At 65.4% G+C, this 20,848-nt stretch carries 19 protein-coding genes and 2 pseudogenes; 10 read left to right on the forward strand and 11 right to left on the reverse strand.

Annotated elements, in window-relative coordinates; translation table 11 throughout:
- Positions 1-17: 17 nt before the first annotated feature.
- A complete protein-coding gene (locus tag AWC14_RS00525) occupies positions 18-461 on the reverse strand; it encodes a nuclear transport factor 2 family protein (RefSeq protein ID WP_045376519.1) in 444 nt (147 codons plus the stop codon).
- Positions 462-532: 71 nt separating this feature from the next.
- Here AWC14_RS00525 and AWC14_RS00530 point away from each other — a divergent pair, with 71 nt between their 5' ends.
- Genes AWC14_RS00530 through AWC14_RS00545 form a run of 4 tightly spaced genes read left to right on the forward strand, consistent with a single transcriptional unit; the run spans position 533 to position 4,443 of the window.
- Positions 533-1,525 carry a Rieske 2Fe-2S domain-containing protein gene (locus AWC14_RS00530; RefSeq protein ID WP_045376471.1) on the forward strand — a complete coding sequence of 331 codons (993 nt, stop codon included), beginning with the start codon at positions 533-535 and terminating at the stop codon, positions 1,523-1,525.
- Positions 1,522-2,190: a cysteine hydrolase family protein gene (locus AWC14_RS00535; protein ID WP_045376469.1), complete on the forward strand. Its 669-nt coding sequence runs from the start codon at positions 1,522-1,524 to the stop codon at positions 2,188-2,190. Before AWC14_RS00530 ends, AWC14_RS00535 begins: the two co-directional genes overlap by 4 nt.
- Complete coding sequence (locus tag AWC14_RS00540) at positions 2,187-3,848, forward strand: acyl-CoA synthetase (RefSeq protein WP_045376467.1); 1,662 nt, start codon at positions 2,187-2,189, stop codon at positions 3,846-3,848. The genes AWC14_RS00535 and AWC14_RS00540 overlap by 4 nt, the downstream gene beginning before the upstream one ends.
- Before the next feature lie 58 nt (positions 3,849-3,906).
- Entirely contained in the window at positions 3,907-4,443 is a 537-nt protein-coding gene (locus AWC14_RS00545) for a hypothetical protein (RefSeq protein ID WP_045376464.1), read from the forward strand.
- Here the strand turns inward: AWC14_RS00545 and AWC14_RS00550 are convergent.
- Complete coding sequence (locus AWC14_RS00550) at positions 4,440-5,285, reverse strand: thioesterase family protein (protein WP_045376461.1); 846 nt, start codon at positions 5,283-5,285, stop codon at positions 4,440-4,442. The genes AWC14_RS00545 and AWC14_RS00550 overlap by 4 nt on opposite strands.
- Entirely contained in the window at positions 5,282-6,748 is a 1,467-nt protein-coding gene (locus AWC14_RS00555; RefSeq protein WP_268811700.1) for a coniferyl aldehyde dehydrogenase, read from the reverse strand. Before AWC14_RS00555 ends, AWC14_RS00550 begins: the two co-directional genes overlap by 4 nt.
- Positions 6,749-6,807: 59 nt before the next feature.
- Between AWC14_RS00555 and AWC14_RS00560 the strand changes: the two genes are divergently transcribed.
- From AWC14_RS00560 to AWC14_RS00570, 3 genes are read left to right on the forward strand one after another with little or no spacing between them, the layout of a single operon-like run.
- Positions 6,808-8,016, forward strand: a complete 1,209-nt coding sequence (locus tag AWC14_RS00560; protein ID WP_045376455.1) for a cytochrome P450 — start codon at positions 6,808-6,810, stop codon at positions 8,014-8,016.
- Positions 8,017-8,037: 21 nt separating this feature from the next.
- Positions 8,038-9,252, forward strand: a complete 1,215-nt coding sequence (locus tag AWC14_RS00565) for a CaiB/BaiF CoA transferase family protein (protein ID WP_193393828.1) — start codon at positions 8,038-8,040, stop codon at positions 9,250-9,252.
- A complete protein-coding gene (locus AWC14_RS00570; protein ID WP_045376449.1) occupies positions 9,249-10,394 on the forward strand; it encodes a thiolase family protein in 1,146 nt (381 codons plus the stop codon). Before AWC14_RS00565 ends, AWC14_RS00570 begins: the two co-directional genes overlap by 4 nt.
- 71 nt (positions 10,395-10,465) lie before the next feature.
- Here AWC14_RS00570 and AWC14_RS00575 read toward each other — a convergent pair whose 3' ends face one another.
- Genes AWC14_RS00575 through AWC14_RS00600 form a run of 6 tightly spaced genes read right to left on the reverse strand, consistent with a single transcriptional unit; the run spans position 10,466 to position 17,191 of the window.
- Positions 10,466-11,653 carry an acyl-CoA dehydrogenase family protein gene (locus AWC14_RS00575; RefSeq protein WP_045376447.1) on the reverse strand — a complete coding sequence of 396 codons (1,188 nt, stop codon included), beginning with the start codon at positions 11,651-11,653 and terminating at the stop codon, positions 10,466-10,468.
- Positions 11,654-11,663: 10 nt separating this feature from the next.
- Entirely contained in the window at positions 11,664-12,698 is a 1,035-nt protein-coding gene (locus AWC14_RS00580) for an acyl-CoA dehydrogenase family protein (protein ID WP_045376444.1), read from the reverse strand.
- Between the two features lie 2 nt (positions 12,699-12,700).
- Entirely contained in the window at positions 12,701-13,531 is an 831-nt protein-coding gene (locus tag AWC14_RS00585) for an amidohydrolase family protein (RefSeq protein WP_045376441.1), read from the reverse strand.
- Positions 13,528-15,147, reverse strand: coding sequence for an acyl-CoA synthetase (locus AWC14_RS00590; protein ID WP_057003304.1), 1,620 nt, complete (start codon positions 15,145-15,147; stop codon positions 13,528-13,530). The genes AWC14_RS00585 and AWC14_RS00590 overlap by 4 nt, the downstream gene beginning before the upstream one ends.
- Complete coding sequence (locus AWC14_RS00595) at positions 15,147-16,349, reverse strand: amidohydrolase family protein (RefSeq protein ID WP_045376438.1); 1,203 nt, start codon at positions 16,347-16,349, stop codon at positions 15,147-15,149. Before AWC14_RS00595 ends, AWC14_RS00590 begins: the two co-directional genes overlap by 1 nt.
- Before the next feature lie 8 nt (positions 16,350-16,357).
- The gene (locus AWC14_RS00600; protein ID WP_045376435.1) at positions 16,358-17,191 is read right to left on the reverse strand and encodes an enoyl-CoA hydratase; all 834 of its coding nucleotides are present in this window, start codon (positions 17,189-17,191) and stop codon (positions 16,358-16,360) included.
- A 181-nt stretch (positions 17,192-17,372) separates the two neighbouring features.
- Here AWC14_RS00600 and AWC14_RS30045 point away from each other — a divergent pair.
- Positions 17,373-17,666, forward strand: a pseudogene (locus AWC14_RS30045) (hypothetical protein); the annotation flags it as partial.
- 186 nt (positions 17,667-17,852) lie between these two features.
- Positions 17,853-17,957: pseudogene (locus AWC14_RS30120) on the forward strand (hypothetical protein); the annotation flags it as partial.
- Positions 17,958-17,963: 6 nt separating this feature from the next.
- Here the strand turns inward: AWC14_RS30120 and AWC14_RS00610 are convergent.
- Positions 17,964-18,971, reverse strand: a complete 1,008-nt coding sequence (locus AWC14_RS00610) for a dihydrodipicolinate synthase family protein (protein ID WP_045376510.1) — start codon at positions 18,969-18,971, stop codon at positions 17,964-17,966.
- Positions 18,972-18,981: 10 nt separating this feature from the next.
- Positions 18,982-19,779, reverse strand: coding sequence for an SDR family NAD(P)-dependent oxidoreductase (locus AWC14_RS00615; protein ID WP_045376432.1), 798 nt, complete (start codon positions 19,777-19,779; stop codon positions 18,982-18,984).
- A 146-nt stretch (positions 19,780-19,925) separates the two neighbouring features.
- Between AWC14_RS00615 and AWC14_RS00620 the strand changes: the two genes are divergently transcribed.
- Positions 19,926-20,696 (forward strand): TetR/AcrR family transcriptional regulator, encoded by a 771-nt coding sequence (locus AWC14_RS00620; RefSeq protein ID WP_045376507.1) that lies wholly within the window; start codon positions 19,926-19,928, stop codon positions 20,694-20,696.
- Positions 20,697-20,848 lie beyond the last annotated feature (152 nt).

The raw sequence follows: 20,848 nt of genomic DNA on the forward strand, positions 1-20,848 counted from the left end.
AGAATATCGCAACAGCTTCACGCTCGGTGATCGGGAACCACCCGCAGAATGGTCCGGGTCAAATGCAGGGTCTTGATCCGCCACGCACCGTCCCGCTTGACGTAGGTCTCGTGGTAGTGGCCGGCGCCGTGCAACTCGCGGCCATCGGGAAAGATCAGCCAGTCCTCCATCGCCCAGATACCGGTTGCGGTGGTGGCCGAGGTGAGCGTGAGCTCCGGCGTGTGGCAGTGGTGCATGGTCGCCACGCCCTCGAGGCCGCCCATCACCGTGGGAGCGAAGTTGTCGACGCCCTCGATCGGTGGGGCCGTCAGCGGGTCGACGCCGCCGGTGGACACCGCCATGTCCAGCGTGACCACCACATCGCTGGTGAACACACTGCGCCACGAGTCGAGGTCCTTGGTGTCCAGGAATCGGCAGTAGCGCGCCTTCAACTGCCGGATCGCCTCGAGTTCGTCGTCCACCACGCCTCCTTTACCTGAAACCACTACCGTAATGTCCTTAGTATCGGCGCACGGATGCGGGAGGCGACGACGTGTTGGTCCCATTCACCTGGAAGGTCACCGGCTGGTTCATGATCGGCTGGTCACCGGAGTTCCCGATCGGTGAGGTCAGGCCGCTGCACTACTTCGGCGAGGACATGGTGGCCTACCGCGACGAGGGCGGTGAGCTCCATGTCCTCGAAGCGCACTGCAAGCACCTCGGCGCGCACATCGGCCACGGCGGCAAAGTGGTCGGCGACTGCGTCGAGTGCCCCTTCCACGGCTGGCGCTGGGGGCCCGACGGCTGCAACAAATACATTCCGTATCAGCCGGACCGGCCCAACCGCGCACTCAAGCTGCGCGTCTACCCGGTCATGGAACAGCATGACTGCGTGTTCATCTGGCATCAACCGCACGGCAAAGAGCCGCAGTGGGAGATGCCGGACATCTTCGGCAAGTTCCCGCAATTTGAAACCGACCCCGCGGCCTACTACCGCGCGTACCCGGAATTCTCAAGGCGTGCGCAACGCGAACCGGTGCACCCGCAGATCGTGGCCGAAAACGCCCCGGACAGCGCCCATTTCGAGTACGTCCACCACGCGACGGTGACGCCCCGGGTGCTGGACTGGAAAATCGTGGACCACGAGTGGCAGTTCGTCGCCGGTTGGCCGGACGCCAGCAGCGACAACCCCGACGATCTCGCGCTCCGGTTCCACAGTCACCTGTTCGGACTGGGCGGAGCGATCAGCGTCTTCGAGGGCGCGCAGAACCACCGGCTGATCTTCACCTGCACGCCGGTCGACGACGAGTGTTCCGACCTGTTCTACTCCATCTGGTGGCCACGCAACCCTGGCGACACCGCCGACGTGCCGTCCGGAAAGCTACGCGAGGTCATTGAAAAGCAGTTTCTGTCCACCGTCTTCGACGACCTGCAAATCTGGCGCTACCAGAAGTACGTCGAGCACCCGCCGCTGTCCAAAACCGACGCGAAAGGCTATATGGCGCTGCGGAAGTGGGCGGCACAGTTCTACGACGTTCCGGCATGACAGCGCTCGGCGAGCTCGCGGCCCCCGCCCACACCGCGATCATCACCCAGGAGTGCCAGGGCGCGGTGATCGGGCCCGACGCCGGGCTGCCCGTGCTGGCGAAGGAGGCCCGCCGCGTAGCGCTGCCCAACATCGTGCGGCTGCTGCCGGCGGCGCGGGCGGCCGGAGTGCGGGTCGTGCACTGCCTGGTGCAGCGACGGCCCGACGGGCTCGGCTCCAACCACAACGCCAAGATCTTCGCGATCGGCCGCGGCGACGTCGACATCGCGCCGGGCACGCCCGGAGCGTCCCTGCTGCCCGAATTGGGTTCGGAGCCAACCGATTTGGTGCTGAGCCGCTGGCACGGCGTCGGGCCGATGGGCGGCACCGACCTCGACGCGATCCTGCGCAACCTCGGGGTGTCCACCATCGTCGTGGTCGGGGTGTCGCTCAACATCGCCATCCCCAACGTCGTGATGGACGCCGTCAACGCCGCCTACCGCGTCGTCGTACCGCGCGATGCGGTTGCCGGCATCCCGGCCGAATACGGCGCTGCGGTCATCGACAACACGCTGTCGCTGCTCACCACCGTCACCACGACCGACGAACTGCTCAGGGCATGGAATACGCCGTCACGTGGGCGGCAACAACGCAGTGCACAGCGGCGTGATACGACTGTTCTATGACTGGCTCTGAGACCGTAACCCAGTTCACGGTGCCACAGGTTGCGGCGGCCGTCGCCGCGGCGATCCCGGACCGCGAGTTCGTTGTCCAGGGCGACAAGCGCTACACGTACGCGCAGATCCTCGAGCGGTCCAACCGGCTCGCGACCTATCTGCATTCGCGTGGGCTCGGCTGCCGCACCGAACGCTCGGCGCTGGCCGGGCACGAGGTGGGCCAGGACCTCGTCGGGCTCTACGCCTACAACGGAAACGAATTCGTCGAAGGACTGCTCGGCGCCTTCACAGCGCGGGTGGCCCCGTTCAACGTCAACTTCCGCTATGTCAAGAGCGAGTTGCAGTACCTGCTCGCCGACGCCGGCGCGACCGCCCTGATCTACCACGCCGCGTTCGCGCCGCGGGTGGCCGAGGTGCTGCCTGACCTTCCGCAGCTGCGTGTGCTCATCCAGATCGCCGACGACTCCGGTAACGACTTGATTTATGGCGCAGTCGATTACGAGAAGGTCGTCGGATCCAGCTCGCCGACCCCACCTCCAGTGCAACACTCGCCCGACGACCTGTACGTGCTCTACACCGGCGGCACCACCGGGATGCCGAAAGGCGTCCTGTGGCGCCAGCACGACATCTTCATGACGTCGTTCGGCGGGCGAAATCTGGTGACGGGTGAGCCTTTCGGCTCTCTTGACGAGATCGTCGCGGGGGTCACGGCCGGGCCGGGCACCAAGCTTATGGTGTTGCCGCCGCTGATCCACGGCGCCGCGCAGTGGACGGTGATGACGGCGCTGACCACCGGACAGACCGTCGTATTCCCCTCGGTCGTCGACCATTTGGACGGCGACGACGTGGTCCGCACGATCGAACGCGAGAAGGTGTCGGTGGTGACGGTGGTCGGTGACGCGGTGGCCCGGCCCCTGCTCGCCGCCATCGAAAAGGGCATCGCGGACGTGTCGTCGCTGGCGGTGATCGCCAACGGCGGTGCGTTGCTGACCCCTTACGTCAAGCAGCGATTGATCGAAGCACTGCCCCACGCGATGGTCGTCGACGGCGTCGGATCGTCGGAGACAGGCGCCCAGATGAGTCATCTGTCGGCGACGGGGGCGGTGTCGACCGGCACGTTCAACCCCGGCCCGGATACCTTCGTCGTCGCCGAAGATCTCGGCTCGGTACTGGAGCCCGGCCACGACGGCATGGGCTGGCTCGCGCAGCGCGGCTATGTGCCGCTGGGCTACAAGGGCGACGCCGCCAAGACTGCCAAGACCTTCCCGGTCATCGACGGCGTTCGTTACGCGGTTCCGGGCGATCGGGCATGCCACCGCGAAGACGGCTCGGTCGAGCTGCTGGGCCGCGACTCGGTGTGCATCAACTCCGGCGGCGAGAAGATCTTCGTCGAAGAGGTCGAGACGGCGATCGCGTCACATCCCGCAGTGGCCGACGTGGTGGTCGCCGGACGGCCGAGCGAACGGTGGGGCCAGGAGGTCGTCGCCGTCGTCGCGCTCGGCGAGGGCACACAAGCCGAGGCCGAGGAATTGATTGCGCACGCCGCAAAGTCGTTGGCGCGCTACAAGCTTCCTAAAGCTGTCGTGTTCCGGCCGGTCATCGAGCGCAGTCCGGCGGGCAAGGCCGACTACCGCTGGGCGCGCGAACAGGCGATCAGCGACAGCTAGGCATTGGCCTACCACAGCCTGGGTCTACGCTCGAAAAGGTACTCAGGAAAGGCACGCGATGTTTGCAGCGTTCGGATTCGAGACCCTCGGTGTCGTCATCGGCGACATGTACTTCGTCGACCCGACCCCGCTCGAAGGCCAGGAGACCCCGGAACGGGGAGTCAGGCTGGAACTCCGCCTCGTCGAGCGCGCCGAGCCCCAAGGTTCCATCTACGCCGGTATCCCGATCACCCTCGGCCGCCCGGTCTGGCGGGTGGACCTATTCGGATCCACCGAAAGCCCGCCCGGCACGCTGGATCGAGCCCATCACCACCCGCGATTCGACGGCTGGGAACCCGGTCGTCGGCACTTCGTCCCCGAGCTGTCGGCCGACCCGGTCTCCTGGCTGGCCGGTCAGCTGGCCGCCCCGGCCGCCGTACTGGCCCGGGCGGGCGTCGACGCCGGCGAGGTGCCCGACGCCGATCTGGCCGGGCTCGCCGAGGCAGGCCCGGAGATTGTCGCCACGGTGAAACGGATGCTCGACGGCGTGCGCGACGGCGAACTGGCTCCCTGCCCCGCTGAGCCGGTTGCTGCCGCCCGCACCGGTTGGCTCTAGGTCGTCGACATTACCGATGGCGGGCGAAATCCCGAGTGCGCCAATGAAACAGACATACCACTGCCCACCGGACCGCTGTGGTCGACCAGGACGGCCGAGCCGACGGCTATCCCGTCGTCGCTGTAGTGAGCTAGTGAGGCCAGGCCGATGTGAGGGCCTTCGGGCAGGCGACTCAGCGTGAGGGTGTAGTCGACGTTGATGAACTGCAACGCGCGGGTTCCCCAATTGGCGATGGAGGCCGTGACGTCGCCGGCCATCGCCGCGCGCGTGAACGCGCTCAATGGTTCCGTGTCGACCAACGGACGCGTCTCCTCCAGCCAGGTGTACTTCGGTCCGGGCGCGTCATCCCATTCGGGATCGGGATTCTGAACCCCGGCGCCCCACCCGTAGGTCCGGATAAAAAGCGACGGGTGGTTGCCGTTTTGCTCGATGGGTAGCGGCGGCATCTGCACGGGCGGTGACCAAACGTGTCCGTCAGGCTGCTGGCCGCGCCGCAAAAACAGTGCGCTCGCGCGCGCCACCGTGGCGCCCCGCTGGGTGAGGACAGCCTCCACCAGCCGCAATCGCCGCCGGTCGTGGTGGACGCGAGTGTGCACTTCCACCGGTTCGAGGGCCGTAGGCGCGGGAAGGTCGACAGTCAGCCGCGCGGGGTGCAGCTCCGGGTCGTCGACATCGTGTTCGACCGCCCAGGCCAAGAGGCCGCCGACGACATGTCCGCTGATCGTCGGGCCCCACCCTCCCCGTGCGATAGCGGTTGGCACGTAGCAATTTTCGTCGCGCAGGAAGTACGCGGAGAACGCGGTTGGGTCAAGATCATTCGCGACGCTATTCGGCTGAGTCATTGCGATGTCTCCTTCAGCCGGCGGCGTGTGCGCATCCGCGCAAACCGCATCGCGGCATTGGCGCCCAGCCGCAACGGCATGCCGAACGGTGGCGCCGCCGTCCCGGTGATGGAAAACGGCAGATCGTTGCCCACTACGGTGCGGTAGTGGCTGAACGTGTCGAAACCGGCCTTGCCGTGATACGCGCCCATTCCGCTGCGGCCCACTCCCCCGAACGGCGCGGCCGACGGAATCATCTGTGCGGCAAAGTCGTTGCGTGCGACGCCGCCGCTGCGGGTGCTGCGGACGAACGTGCGGAAGTCGTCGTCGTCCGGTCCGAACCAGTAGGCCACCAGCGGCGCCGGTCGCTGGTTGATGTAGTCGATGGCCTGGTTCAGTCGGGAATATCCCGTGACGGCCAGTACCGGACCGAAGATTTCTTCGTTGGCGATCCGCATGCGATCGTCGATGCCTCGCACGATCGTCGGCGCGATCTTGCGGCTGGCCCGGTCTGGTAGTGACTCTCCTTCGGGGGCAATGGTTTCCACTGTCGCACCCTTGGCCGCCGCGTCCTCGACCAGCCCGACGACCCGGTCGAAGTTGGCGTCGTTGACGGCCGAGCAGTAGTCGTCGTTGCCGACGATGGTCGGGAACATCCCGTGCAACGTTTCGCGTGCGGTCGCGACGAAGTCCTCGACGTGTTCGTCGGGCACCATGACGTAATCGGGGCAGACGCACACCTGCCCGCCGTTGACCATGCGGGCGCGGGCGATGCGCGTGGCCGACCGCCGGATATCGGCATTCGGCGCGACCACCACCGGGTTCTTGCCGCCGAGCTCGAGTGTCACCGGGACCAGATTCTGAGCGGCGGCCCGCTGCACCAGCGCCCCGACAGACGGCGAGCCGGTGAAGAACAAATGGTCGAACGGCAGCGTCGCGAATGCGGCCGCGACGTCCGAGCCGCCGGTCACGACGCCGAGCTCGGTCGGGTCGAAGTATTTCGGCGCCGTCGCCTTCATCAACTCGGCGGTGTTGGCGGTGATCTCCGACATCTTGATCATCACCCGGTTACCGGCCGCGAACGCTGCCGACGCGGGCAGTACCACGAGGTTGACCGGGAAGTTCCACGGACCGATGATGCCGACGACGCCCAGCGGCGTCGGTTGCACCTCGGCCCGCAGCCCGCACAACCGCGCGACCCGCATCAACTTTGTCGGGCGCATCCATTGCGCCACATGGCTTCTGGTGTGCTCGACAACCGAGGTGATCCCGACGATCTCGGTGAACAGGGACGCCGCTTTCGACCGGGTGCCGTAATCGGCGGCCATCGCGTCGATGAAGGCGTCGCTGTTGTCGAGCAGCAGTGCCATCAGCCGATCGATGCGGTGACGCCGAACCTCGACGCTGGGTGGCCCCTCCGCCAGGAATGCCTGCCGCTGGCGTTCCAGCATCGCCTGTATGCCCGGATGCGCAGATGATTCCACCCGATGTAGTCTACTGTAATCTTTACAGTACGACCGCCTATCCGAGCCGGAGAGCAGCCGTGGAAAGTCAAGTTCAAGACGCCGCCACCGACGACAAACCCGCCGGCTACCTCCGCGACCCCTACCCGTACTTCGCGCAGAAACGCCGAGAGGCCGGGGTGTTCGACGGCACGGTCATGGATTATTCGAAAACCCCCGAGTCGCTGAGGCCCAGACGATCCTTCGCCGCCATGTCGTTCGACGCGGTAAACAAGGCCTTCCGCGACGGCCGGGTGTTCAGCTCGAAAATGTACGACACCACGATCGGCCTGTTCATGGGCCCGACCATCCTCGCGATGGAAGGCAAAAAACACCGCGAACATCGCAACCTGGTCAGTGCTGCGTTCAAATCGAAAGCCCTCGCCCGCTGGGAGCCGACGATTGTGCGGCCGATCTGCAACGCGCTCATCGACGAATTCGTCGATGCAGGCGAGGCGGATCTGGTCCGGCAGTTCACGTTCGAGTTCCCCACCCGCGTCATCGCCAAGCTGTTGGGCTTGCCGGAGGCAGACCTGCCGATGTTCCACCGGCGCGCAGTGGAATTGATCAGTTACACGGTCCGCTATGAACGAGCCTTCGAGGCGTCGGCGGCGTTGAAGGACTATTTCTGTGAGCAAATCGAGGCACGAAAAGCCGCGCCGACCGAGGACATCATCGGCGATTTGGTCACCGCAGAGATCGACGGCGAGAAGCTCAGCGACGAGGCCATCTACTCGTTCCTGCGCCTTCTGCTGCCCGCCGGGCTGGAAACCACCTATCGGTCCTCCGGCAACCTGCTCTACCTGTTGCTCACTCATCCCGAGCAGTTCGCCGCCGTCCAAGCCGATCATGCGCTGATTCCCAAAGCGATCGAAGAGGGGCTGCGCTTCGAGACGCCGTTGACGACGGTGCAGCGGTTCACCACCGAGGACACCGAATTGGAAGGGATCAAGATTCCGGCGCGATCGGTGATCGACGTGTGCATCGGCTCGGCGAACCGCGACGAGCAACGCTGGGAGCGGCCGGAGGAATTCGATATCTTCCGTCCGCACATGCCGCACATATCGTTTGCCGCCGGCGAACACACCTGCCTCGGCCTGCATCTGGCGCGCATGGAAACCCGCGTAGCGCTGGAATGCCTGCTGAGTCGGCTGACCAACATCGCGCTTCGGACGGACGACGACCCGCACATCTTCGGCCAGCCGTTCCGCTCGCCCACTGCGCTTCCGGTGACGTTCGACGCCAAGTAGGTTGCGGAAATGGTCAAGGTCATGGAGGGCTTCCGGGTCCTGGAAGTCGCGCAGTTCACGTTCGTCCCCGCGGCAGGCGCGATCCTCGCCGACTGGGGCGCCGACGTCATCAAGGTCGAGCACCCCGTGCGCGGCGACACTCAGCGCGGCTTCCTCAACATGGGCGGCATCCAGCTCAACCCCGACCGGCATCCGCTGATTGAACATCCCAACCGTGGCAAGCGCAGCGTGGGTGTCGACCTGTCCACTCCGGGCGGCCAAGAGGTGCTGTACGAGCTTGCCCGCACCTCCGACGTATTCCTGACCAACTACCTACCGGCCGCGCGGCGCAAGAACAGGTTCGACGTCGAACACATCCGCGCGGTCAACCCGAACATCGTCTACGCGCGTGGCACCGCATACGGTGACAAGGGGCCACAGCGCGACATCGGCGGCTACGACGGCACCGCGTTCTGGACCCGCAGCGGCATCGGCCATGCATTGACACCACCCGAGCTCGGTGCCCCACTGGCACAAGGGATTCCGGCCTTCGGCGACTCGATCGGCGGCATGAACATCGCCGGCGGCATCTCCGCGGCGCTGCTGCACCGCGAACGTACCGGCGAAGCCGTCGAGGTCGACGTGTCGCTTTTGAGCACCGCCTGGTGGGCGGCCGGCGCCAGCGTGACCCAGGGCATGGATACCGGTGAGACCATGCGCGCTGCCATGCCGCAGTCCGGTGGCTCGCCCGCCAATCCGTTCCTGGGCAACTACCAGACCTCCGACGGCGGAACGATCAACCTGTGCATCGTCAGCCCGACCGGCTATATCCGCGACACCTTCGAACACCTCGGCATTGCAGAGGCGGCCGACGATCCCCGCTTCGCCGATGTCCTGCCGTTGATGCAGCACGCCGACGCGGCCAGCGAGTTGATTGCGAAATCTATCGGGGCCAAGCCCTTTGACTATTGGCGCGAGCACCTGAAGACGATGAGGGGCCAGTGGGCGCCGTGCCAGAGCCTGGTCGATCTTGCCGAGGACGAGCAGGCCATTGCCAACGACATGATCGTCGAAGTCGAGGCCGGCGACGGCGGGCCGCCGTTCAAGGTCGTACGCGGGCCGGTCCAGTTCAACCACGAACCGCTCGCCACCACCCGCGCCCCGCAGGCTTCGGAGCACACCGAGATCGTGCTGATGGAACTTGGGATGGACTGGGACCGCATCGCGGAACTGAAGGAATCGGGAGCCATAGCGTGAGTGACGTCGCGATCATCGGGGTGGGTCTGCACCCGTTCGGCCGCTTCGAGGGCAAGTCGGCGATGCAGATGGGCGCGGAGGCGATTTTCGCCGCTGTCGCCGACGCGGGTGTCGAATGGAAGGACATCCAGGCCGCCACGGGGGGCAGCTGGACGGTGGCCAACCCCGATGCGATCGTCAGCATGGTCGGGCTGTCGGGCATCCCGTTCACCAACGTGTTCAACGCGTGCGCGACCGCGGCCAGCGCCGCCAAGGCCTGCGCCGACGGAATCCGCCTGGGCGACTACGACATCGGGATCGCCGTCGGGCTGGACAAGCATCCGCGCGGCGCCTTCACCGAAGACCCCGCCCTGGTGGGGATGCCGCGCTGGTATGCCGAGAACGGGCAGTACCTGACCACCAAGTTCTTCGGCATGAAGGCCAACCGCTATCTGCACGACCACGGCATCTCCCAACAGACGCTTGCCAAGGTGGCGGCCAAGAACTTCCGTAACGGCGCGCTGAACCCGAATGCGTTCCGCCGCAAGCCGATCTCCGAGGAGGAGATCTTGGGCTCGCCGATGTTGAACTATCCGTTGACCCAATACATGTTCTGCGCACCCGACGAGGGCGCGGCTGCCGTGGTGATGTGCCGCGCAGACATCGCGCGCCGCTACACCGCCAAACCGGTCTTTTTGCGGGCGGTCGAGGTGCGCACCCGCCGATACGGCGCCTACGAAGTGAACACGACATTCGCACCGGTCGAGCAGGATGTGGCACCAACCGTGTACGCCGCCCGGGCTGCGTTCGAAAAGGCCGGCGTGGCACCGGAAGACGTCGACGTCATCCAGCTGCAGGACACAGACGCCGGCGCAGAGGTCATCCACATGGCCGAATGCGGATTCTGCGCCGACGGCGATCAGGAAAAGCTATTGGCCGACGGTGCCACCGAGATCACCGGAGCCATGCCGGTCAATACCGACGGCGGATTGATCGCCAACGGCGAACCGATCGGAGCGTCCGGTCTGCGCCAAATCCACGAGCTTGTGCGGCAATTGCGCGGCGAGGCCGGCGATCGACAGGTGACCGGCACGCCCCGCGTCGGCTTTGCGCAGCTCTATGGCGCGCCGGGCACCGCAGCGGCGACGGTGCTGACCACGTAGCCACCCTCTGCCGCGAGCGTGCGTGTCCCCGGCCCTCGTCCGTATTTGAACCTGGACCACGCACGCTCGCGCTACTGGGGCTTGGCGTAGGCGGGCTTGCCCAGGCCGAGCACGTACTGGGCGATCATGTTGCGGAACACCTCCAGCGTGCCGCCGTAGATGCCGACCAGCGGGGCAAACCGGTACACGTACTCGGAAGCGCCGTCGTCGGTGGCGCCGTCGGTGCCCAACGGCAGGGCCGACGCGGCGCCCTGAATGTCCATCAGGTCCGGCGAGATGTCGCGCATGGTCTGGGCGAGCGCGACCCGGCCGAAGATGCCCGGCGTGGACAGCGCGGCTTCCATCCGGGCGACGCTGCGGCCCAACCGATATGCCACCGAGCCGTCGTCGAGCAGCCGACGGCCACTGGCATCCGGTCGACCCACTCGTGCCGCCGTTTTGTCGACCGCCTCGGCCATGAACCCGGCCTGGTGCATCATGATCGACACATCCTGCAAGCCGTCGGGAGCGGCCGCGACCGCGCCGTGTTCGACGTTGAGCGGCTCGCGCAGCACGGTCCACCCCTGGTTGACCTCGCCGAGCCGGTACTTGTCGTCGACGCGGACGTCGCTGTAGTAGACGATGTTGGTGCGGTCGCCGTCGATCGTGCGGATGCCCTGGATTTCGATGCCCGGTGAATTCAGCGGAACCAGGAACATCGTCAGGCTCTGGTGCTTCGGTGCGGCCGGGTCGGTGTTGGTGATCAGGAAGACGTATTGGCAGTTGTGAGCCCCGGTGGTGAACATCTTGGAGCCATTAATGACCCAGCTAGATCCATCCGACTCCCGCACTGCGCGGGTCTTGCATGTGGCCACATCGGAGCCGCCTTCGGGCTCGGTGTAACCCAGGCACAACCGGACGTGCCCGCTGAAGACACCCGGCAGCACCTCGTCCTGCAATTCCTTCGAGCCGAACTTCGCCACCGACCGCGCCACCATCGCGGTCGTGCCCCAGGTCACCCACGGCACATGTGCCCTGCGCTTCTCCAATTCCCAAATGCGACGGCGCACCCGGGAAAAACCGCCGTCGGATTGCGCCTTCCACTCGGCTTCCAGATAACCGGCCTGTCCTAGCGCCAGATGTACGCCCTCGTCGAAGTTGTCGCCGGTCTCGCGATCACGTCGCTTGACCTCTTCGGTCACATGGGTGGCCAGAAACGCGCGCGCTTCGTCGAGGAAAGCCCTGTCCTCGTCGGACAGTTCGACTCGTGAGAAATCCATCGCGTTGCTCCTAGACTTCGCGTGCCGCAACGATTTCGGCGACCTGCCGGGCGCTGACGCCCGGATCCCCGCCCGCCAGCGGCCATCCCCGGGCGCGGACCAGGTACGCCGTCGCGGCGGCTTCCGCCGAAACCCCCAGGCCGCCTTGGATGTGCACCGCCATGGTCGCCGCCTTGGCGGCCTCCTCGGCCATGAACACAAACGCCGACGGCGCCAACTCGGGCCGCTCGTCGGGTTCGTTGTCCAAAAACCACGCGGCGCGACGGGCGAGGTTACGACCGCCCTGCACAGTGATCGCCATGTTCGCCAGCGGATGAGAGATCGCCTGCAGCGTCGAGATCGGCACTCCCAGCGTGTAACGGGATTTGGCGAATTCCGCAGCAATGTTCATGGTTTCTTCGATCAGCCCGGCCAACGCCGCCGCGGTCAACAGCCGCCGCTCGTCAAGCGCGCGACGGTAATTTGCCACTGCATCGGCATCGCTGGCCAGCACGGTGCGGGTATCGGCGGCGGCGGGATCGACCCAGGCCATCGGCAGCCGGCCGATGTTGTCGACCTTCGCCGGTCGGGTGGCGAACGTCAGACGCACGATGTCCTCGCCGTCGCGCAGGATCACCTGGTCGGCGATCGACCCGATCGGGATCAGCCTGGGTCCCGCAATGCTGTCGACTTGCGGGTCCAGCGCCGCCAGCTGTGTGCCGTTGACGACGTCCGAGTCCACGCTTCCCAGCCGCGCGAGAAGCCTTGCGGCGCAAACATGGTCGATCCACGGGACCGGCGCCAGCGATCTGCCGATCTCCTCGGCCACCAGCGTCAGGTCGACTAGCGTCGCCCCGTCGCCACCGACGGCTTCGGGCAGCGCCATCGTAGTCGCGCCCATGGCGCACAACCGCTCCCACAGATTCTTGTCGTAACCGGAGGCTTCGGCGGCACGAACAGTGTCGATCGGGCAGTACGTCTTGAAGAAATCCCGGTATGCGCCCTGCAACGCCTGGTGATCCTCGGACAAGCTGTAGTCCAGCCTGCGCAGCTCGAAGCGGTCCATCGTCACTGCTCCCGTTCCTGTCCGAAGAAGAATTCCGCTGCATTGTTGTAGAGATAGTTCTCCAGCACCTCGCCCGGCAGATCGAGCGCAAGCGCTTCCGGCACGACCCGCCGCATTTTGAGCACCGGCCAGTCCGAGGCGAAGATCACCTTGTTGGGCCCGCGGGTCCGCATGTAGTGCAGGAGGCTGTCGGGCAGCCGTTTGGGCGACCAGGCCGACGTCATCAGGCGCAGGTTGGTGTACTTGATCAGTAGCCGGATCGCGATGTCCCACCATGGATCTGCGCCGTGGATCATGCACAGCTTGAGTTCGGGGAACCGCACGCAGATCCGATCGAGGTGAATGGGGTTTTGCACCTCTCCCGGAATAGGCGGACCGGGGAGGCCGGTGTTGATGCACAGCGGTAGTTCCAGCTCCGCGCATTTCGTGTAGAGGGGGTAGTAGACGGCGTCGCTGGGCGGATACTGGCCGTCACCCCAAAAGCTCGGCCCCACAGCCGCGTAGGCGACCGGTAGGTCGTTGACGATCGCACCAAGCTCCTTCAGCGACGGCATCGGCCGCAGCAGGTTCACGCCGCCGATCGCCAGCGCGAAGCGCTCCGGCTTCGCCTCGACGAATTTCCGCGCGGTCACCGACGGCTTGGCCAGCGAGTCCATCAGGATCGCCTTCTGCACGCCCTGTTCGTCCATCTCGTCGAGCAACTCGGCAAGGTCGACCGGCTCGAACATCGACTTCGGGCCCTTGAAGTAGTCGTCACGAACCTTGAGCATCCAGCTGGGCTGCTTCTCGCTTTCGCCGAAGTGCACATTGACCAGACAATCGATTGCTTTCATGTCGACATCGGCGCCTTTTCTGCCACTTGACGTTTCGCCCACCTGTGGTCGGGTTTGCCGTTACCCAGGCGACGAATCTGCTCGACGAAGATGAACTCCTTGGGCGCCTTGAACCGCGCCAGCTGCGTCGTGCAATGTGCGTGCAGGTGCTCGCGGTCGGGGGCGGCGCCATTCCGCAGTGCGACGAGCGCGACGAGTTCCTCGCCCCACCGCTCGCTCGGCCGGCCCAGCACCAGTGCGTCGGCGACGGCAGGGTGCGCCCGCAGAACTTCTTCGACCTCTTCGACGAACACCTTCTCACCGCCGGTGTTGACCACCAACGAATCACGGCCGAACAACCGCAACGTGCCGTCGTCCTCGAAGCAGGCCCGATCCCCTGATATCACTACCCGCCGGCCGTCGACCACCGGGAAGGTCCGGCGGGTGGCGTCCGGGTCATTGAAGTAGCCGAGCGGGATGCGGCCGGTGCGGGCCACCCAGCCGACCTCCTGGTCGCCCGGCTGCAGGAACCGGGTGCAGTCCTCCGAGAGGATCAATCCGCCCTCGCGCAGCGTGAACGTGTCGGTCCGCGCATCCCGCTGGCTGTGCCCGAAGCCCATGTTTCCGGTTTCCGACGAGCCGTATCCGTTGATCAGGGTGATGTGCGGCAGCGATTCCAGCAGCGCTCGTTGGTATTTGGGGTTGGTCGCGGCGCCGCCCGTGCCGATCGCGTAAAGCGAGGACAGGTCATAGGAGCCTCGCTGCAGTTCTTCGACCAAGGGTGCGGCGTATGCATCGCCGACCATGGTCATCAAGCCGACCTTCTCGCGTTCGGCGATCTGCCACACCGCCTTGGGGTCGAGCTGTTTGCCCGTGTCGTAGAGCACCACAGGGGTGCCGTGCAGGATGGCCGAGAACGCCGTCCACATTCCGGCGGCATGCATCAGCGGGGACACCGCAAACCACGGCGCCCCGGCCCGCCCCCGTACCTTGTTCTGGATTTCGGCGGCTGACTCATGGTCGGCGCCGACCATCGATGACACGTAGATATCGGATTGGCGCCACAGCACGCCTTTAGGGCGTCCCGTGGTGCCTCCGGTGCAGATCATCAGCAGGTCGTCCGGCGAGGGCGTCACAGGCTGGTCGGTATCCCCTTGCGCCAGCGCGTTATCCAGCGTGACCGCGCCGGGCAGTTCGGGCGCCGCGCTGCCGTCGTCGACGGACACCAACAGATCGGCACCGCCGACCACCTCGGCGAACTTCGCGCCCAACGACCGGTGGTAGACGACAGCCCGCGGCCGGATGTAGTCGAACAGTTCGGCGACTTCGCGCGGGGTGTAGTTGTAGTTGACGTTCACCGGAACAGTGCGGGCCTTCAAGCAACCGACCAGCATGTCGGGGTACAGATCGTTGTACATGACCAGCGCTACCCGATCCTGGCCGCACTCCCAGCGCTCGAGACTACCCCGCTCGCGATGTACCCCGAACCCGTTGCCTGCGAGGAAGTTTGCCAGCCGACGGGTTCGGTCGGCGGACTCCGCGAAAGTGCTGCGACGGTGGCCGCATACCGTCATCGTCCGGTCGCCGACGACGTCGGCGATCGCGTCGAGAACCGCGCCTATGGTCCACTCGGGCACTAGGCCGCCGATCCCACCTTGAGGCCGAGCAAGTCCAATGCGTTGTCGCGCATGATCTTTCGGATATCCGTTTCGCTGAAACCGGCGAGTTCCTCGGTGAACGCCACCGGGTTCTCCAGGCCTTCGCCGTGCGGCCAGTCCGACCCGAACAGAATCTTGTCGACCCCGATGACCTCGGCCAGCGCCGGTAAATCATCCTCGTAATAGGGCGCGATCCACACGTTGTTCTTCAGCTGCTCCACCGGATCCTCGGGGAAGTGCCGCGGATAGTTGTTGGCCGCCTTCTTCAGTCGCTTGATCAGTCGATGGACGAAGTACGAGCCGTTTTCGATGCTGACTGCCCGCAGCTTGGGATGCCGGGTGAACACACCGTGCACGATCATCGAGGCCATCGTGTCGTGGATGGCGCGGTCGTCGAGAAGCACGGTGTCCAACGGATCCTTCTCGCCAAACCCCTCGAACGTCGACTTGCCACCCCACATCGCCGCGATGTGCAGATAACCGCTGTCGCTCAAATGGAATCCCACCGGAACGCCCGCCTCGGCCAGCCGGGCCCAGACTGGGTCGTGGCTGCGGTCGCCCAGCGAGCGCGGCTTGACTTCTCCCGGCACCGGCGCCGGGCGGACCAGCACCAGCTTGGCGCCGCGGGACAACACGAACTCGACCTCGTCGAGCGCCTGGGCCGGGTCGGCGAGTGAGATGATCGGCGCCGCAATGATTCGATGGTCGGGCCGGTCGAAACCCCAGTCCTCGTCGAGCCACAAGTTGAACGCGTGTACCGATGCCATCGTCGCGTCGATGTCGTGCTTGAGCGCCTCCTCGACGCCGCACGCGAATGTCGGCAACATGAACACGGTTTCGATGCCTTGGGTATCCATCACCCGGATGCGTGCGTCGCGGTTTTGGTACTCGGGGTGATCCGCCAGCCGCTCGACCTTCATCAGCGACGCCGGGTCGACGCCTTCCGGAATTTCGCCGCGGAACAACAAGTCCAGACAGCCCGGCACGATGATCGGGTCGAAGGTGGGATTGGGGATGAAGTGGTTAACGCGGTCCCCGATCACTGCCCAGGTGCGCTTGCCGTCGCTGAGCATTTGCACGCCGCGGCGCTTGAACTTCTTGTCCAGGTGGCGGGTGAACGCGTCCAGCGGCTCGTAGTAATGGTTGTCGACGTCGATCGCCTGATAGCCCAAGGTCGGCATGTCGTTCCCTATCTGTCTTGGGGCACACCGGGAAACCTGGGTGCCCGTTTTTCCAGGAAGCTCGTGATTCCCTCGATGACGTCCGGCCGCTGCAGCGATTCCTGCAGAAGGGTTTCGGCCCGGGAGCTGGCCTCGGCGACGTCGCGCATGGCATCACCGTAGGCCTGCCGCTTGATGACGGCCATCGATGCCGGCGAGCAGTTCACGGCGATGTCCTCGGCGTAGTCCATCGTGCGCCGCATCAGATTTTCCGGGGCCACGACTTCCTTGACCAGACCCAGCTCGGCGGCCTCCTCGGAAAGGAACGTGCGGCCGCTCAGCAACAGATCGAGCGCGACCGCCCAGCCGGTGAGCCGCGGCAGTATCCACGAGATGCCGTACTCGGCGATCAGGCCGCGGCGCGCGAACGATGCGGCGAATTTGGCTCCGGCAGCGGCGAATCGGACGTCGCACATCAGCGCCTGGGTGAGGCCGATGCCGACGCAGGAGCCGTTGATCGCGGCAATCACCGGCTTGCTCAGCATGGTCAGGTAGTACGGTTGCCGGTCGCCGACCAACTCCGACAGATCGCGCTGCTCCCCGTTCCCGAGCGACTCGCCCACCGTTGCCGTCGACCCCAGGTTGGCGCCGGCGCAGAACGCCTTGCCGCGACCGGTCACCACGATCACCCGGACCCTCGGGTCGGTCTCGGCGCGATCGAGGCCGGCGTAGAACGCGGTGGCGATGTCGCCGCCCCAAGTGTTGAGCCGGTCCGGGCGGTTGAGCGTCAGGACGGCCACACCGGTCGGCGTCGTCTCGTACAGCACCGCGTCGTCGGTGGCGACATCGTCGGCGCTGCTCACAATGAGGCTCCTGTCGGCTGTCCGGTGGGAGTAATTACTCATACTGTATACCTTTCGATAGCGGCATCTTGCAAGGTGCGCCGCGCTCCTGCTGCATCGGCGGTCGCTGGTCAGAAGCCGGATTTGATCGCGGTGTCCGAGTGACTGGCACCGCGACTCGAAGTCGGTAAGCTCACCTCACATGGCGCCCGACAATCTGGAAGCTCGCGTGACCAAGTTGGAGTCGCAGGTGCACCAACTCAGCGAGCGGGTTCGGGCAAGCGAACAAGACGCCGCTGCAGCGCGTGTCCTCGCCGGCGCGGCCGACCGCGATGTCACCGAGTTTCGTGACGAACTGCGTGACTTCCGTCGAGCCACCACCGCCAGCTTCAACGCCGTACGCGAGGACCTCGTCGACCTGCGGCGGGACTTCGACACGCGATTCGGTCAAGTCGACGAACGATTCAACCAAGTCGACGAACGATTCAACCAAGTCGACGAACGATTCAGCCAAGTCGACGAACGATTCAGCCAAGTCGACGCGCGATTCGGTCAAGTCGACGAGCGCTTCAACCACGTCGACGAGCGCTTCAACCAAGTCGACCAACGGTTCAACCAAGTCGACCAAAGGTTCAACCAAGTCGACGAGCGATTCGACGACGTCGATGCACGGTTCAACGAGGTCGACAACGGGTTCATCGGAATTCGCGGCAAGCTCGACGCGGCGGCCGCCGGCCAGCAACACATCGTCGAACTTCTGGAAAGGCTGATCGCCGACCAGAATTGAGTCGGCTCACGCCCCGACCAGTCCCAGCCGCCGGTAGGCGTTTTCGATCTGGGCCTTGGCATCCGGCGGCAGCTCGGCTTGCGGGGGCCGGGAGTGCGGATAGTCCCCGATCGGCAGGCCCAGCAGCGACGCGGCGTATTTGAACGCCCCACCCCAGTGGGTGAAGTAGTCCGGTCGCGCGGGATAGCAGGTGAACCACGACCCGAGGTCCATGTCGAACTGGTCCAAGCCCGATTCCCGGCCGTAGTCCATCGCCTCGACGAGTTTGTCGTTGACGATCAAGTCCCAATACTCAGAGAGCACGCGCCGCTGCGGGGTCTCGAACAGGTAGCCAGCGGTGCCCAATTGGGCCGGGCAGACGATGCCCTCGCGCAGCCATCCGGCCCGGTAGACCGTCTTGTCGCATTCCCAGATCACCAGCCCGGGCGCCAGTTCGTGCAGCAGCCGACTGGCGGCCGGCCGGAAGGCCCCCTCCTTGGTGGCGCAGACGGCGGGAACCTCGTCGTAGATTTGCGCGCTTTCGGCCGGGGTCAACACATAGCCAGACGACGGTGAATTGAACATCCCCAGCGCGATATTCGTATGGCTGGCAACGTATTTGAAGAATCGCAGTACGCCCTCGCCGCCGTGCACCTCCATCATCGGCGTCTGGATGTAGGCGATGTCCGCGCCGGACTGCTGGGCATGCAAGGTCAAATCCAGGCAGTCCTTGGCCGACACGGCCGCCGTGCAGGCCTGCACGACGACATCCGGATTGATCGCCCTGCCTTCCTCGATCGCCACCTCTAGCAACCGCTTACGCTCGTCGAGCGTTAGCGACCAGAACTCGGCGATACCGCTGGTGCACCACAACAGCGGATGGCCGAGATCGCCGACGCAGTAACGCACCAGCGTCCGATACGCGTCCCAGTCGATGTCGTCGCCGTCGGCGCCGCAAAACGGCGTGTACAGCGAGTCGCCGATTCCGCGCAACGCGCTGCGCGCCCACGCGCGTGCTTCAGAAGCCGTCGCCACCATCTGATCCTTACGTGAAGTCCGAGCCGCCGTCGACGTTGATGTTCGCTCCGGTCATGTAGGAGTTGCGCCGTGACGCCAAAAACGCGACGACGGGCCCGATTTCGTCGGGCAGCCCGGCCCGGGGCAGATGCGCCGGATGCCCGAAGTGCTTGTCGATCGCATCCATCAACGCATAGGGGTTGTCGCCGTCGACACCGACCGACCTGGCCCAGCCGACCAATGACTCGGAGGCGATGCTCCCCGGCGAGACCACGTTGACCAAGATCTCGTCCTTGGCGAGCAGCAACGACAGGTTCTTCGAAATGCTCGTCAGCATCGCTTTGGCGGCCGTGTAGGCGGGCAGCACGACGCTTTGCCGCTGAGTCGAATGCGCCGAGAAGTTGACGATCCGCGCCCAGGCCGCCTTGCGCAGCAGGGGAAGCGCCGAGCGGACACAGTGCACCATCCCCATCGCGCCCTCGTCGACGGCTTGGCGCCATTGGTCGTCCGACAGCGATTCGAAGTCGCCCCGTACCGTCGGGCCGACCGCGTTGATCAGGATGTTGAGTTCGCCGTCCCACCGGTCGCTCAACTCGGAGAACGCGTTGTCGACCTGGTCGGCGTCAGTGATATCGGCCACCAACCCGAACGCGTCGGGGCTGCCGCGACTGGCCAAGTCCGCTGCCGCGCGGTCGAGGTCGGTTCGGGAGCGCGCAATAATCGCTACCCGGGCGCCGTCGTCAGCCAGACATCGTGCGGTGGCCAGGCCCATACCGCGCCCGCCGCCGACGACAGCCGCAGCGGCGTTCGTCAGTCCCAGATCCATGTCGTTATCAAAACCCCTACGATAGGTATTACAGTAGTCGATGGTAGCGACGACACGGCTGCAACGGCGCAGTTCGGTGAGCAAACTGCCGGTAGATTCGACTCACCGGCCCCACGCGCCCGACCGGACGCACAGCATTGAAGTCGATGGAGGTGCCCGCAGTGGCAAAGCAAGCGACCGCCGAAAAGCGTCAACGACGCGAACGCGGGTCCATCAACCCCGACGACATCATCAGCGGTGCGTTCGAACTCGCCGAACAGGTGTCGATCGACAACCTGAGCATGCCGCTGCTCGGCAAGCACCTCGGGGTGGGAGTCACCAGCATCTACTGGTACTTCCGGAAGAAGGACGATCTGCTCAACGCGATGACCGACCGTGCGCTGAGCAAGTATGTGTTCGCCACGCCGTACGTCGAGGCCAGCGACTGGCGCGAAACGTTGCGCAATCACGCCCGCTCGATGCGGACGACATTCCTGGGCAACCCGATCCTGTGCGACCTGATTTTGATTCGGTCCGCGCTGAGCCCCAAAGCGGCGAGACTGGGAGTTCAGGAAATCGAAAAAGCGATCGCGGGTTTGGTCGAGGCGGGCTTGTCACCGGAGGAAGCGTTCGACACATACTCGGCGGTGTCGGTCCATGTCCGCGGGTCGGTGGTCCTGCACCGGCTGCAGCAAAAGAACCAGGCGACCGAGAACGGCGGGCGCACCATCGAAGACGCCATGGTCATCGACGCCGAAACCACGCCGCTGCTGGCTCAGATGACCGCCAAGGGTCACCACATCGGGGCTGCCGACGACAACAACTTCGAATACGGCCTGGAATGCATCCTCGACCATGCCGGCCGGCTGATCGAGCAAAGGGCGAAACCGGCTGCCCGGCAACGCAAAACCCGGGCGCAGTCCAAGGCGTCGCGCTGAATAGTCTGTCCCCTTCTGCCGCGAGCGTGCGTGTCCCCGGCCGACACGCCGCGCCGTTTACCGGGTTTGCGCACCCTGACCGGAAAATACCCACGGTGAGGTGACGGCGTGAAGCGGCCCGCAGGGCTGGTGGAGCGGGTGGTGTTGGAATG

Source organism: Mycobacterium kyorinense, assembly GCF_002101735.1.
Taxonomy (GTDB): domain Bacteria; phylum Actinomycetota; class Actinomycetes; order Mycobacteriales; family Mycobacteriaceae; genus Mycobacterium; species Mycobacterium kyorinense.